Source organism: Candidatus Symbiopectobacterium sp. NZEC135, assembly GCF_025962695.1.
On the sequence record NZ_JAGFPF010001110.1, the window covers coordinates 1 to 712 of the forward strand.

Annotated in this window: 2 pseudogenes; one reads left to right on the top strand and one right to left on the bottom strand. The window is 55.5% G+C overall.

Annotated features, from left to right (window positions below):
• A pseudogene (locus J5224_RS32760) lies at nucleotides 1-345 on the top strand (aconitate hydratase); the annotation flags it as partial.
• 87 nt (nucleotides 346-432) lie between these two features.
• Here J5224_RS32760 and ribA read toward each other — a convergent pair.
• A pseudogene (ribA, locus tag J5224_RS32765) lies at nucleotides 433-712 on the bottom strand (GTP cyclohydrolase II); the annotation flags it as partial.

Below are 712 nucleotides of genomic sequence, written 5' to 3' on the forward strand. Positions count from 1 at the left end.
AGCCGGGACTGGGCGGCAAAGGGGCCGCGCTTGCTGGGGGTCAGAGTGGTGATTGCGGAGTCGTTTGAGCGTATTCACCGCTCCAACCTGATCGGCATGGGAATTTTGCCGCTGGAGTTTGCCCCTGGGGTGACGCGTAAAACCTTAGGGCTAACGGGGGAAGAGCGTATTTCGATTACCGACCTGCAAGGGTTGACGCCGGGTGCGACGGTAGACGTCACCCTCACGGACAGCCAGGGACACGCGCAGGTGATTGCGACTCGATGCCGTATCGATACCCGTAATGAGCTGACCTACTATCAGCACGGCGGCATTTTGCATTACGTCATTCGCAAGATGTTGTGATGGTCAGAGGTAAAAATATCGGGGCCGGAAGGCCCCGATAGCAGCGTCAATGTATGGTTGATAGCGGTACGTCGCTATACACCAGCATTAACGCGGCGGGAGATCCAGCATATGGCCCATTTTGGCGGCTTTGGTTGCCAGATAGCGCTCATTTTTGGGGTTGCGTCCCACCACCAACGGCACACGTTCAACAATGTTGATACCTGCATCATTGAGGATTTTTACTTTTTGCGGGTTGTTGGTCAGCAAACGCACTTCATTCACGCCCAACAGCTTGAACATATCCGCACACAGCGTGAAATCGCGCTCATCAGCCGCAAAGCCGAGTTGATGATTCGCTTCGACGGTATCGGCCCCCAGGTCCTGG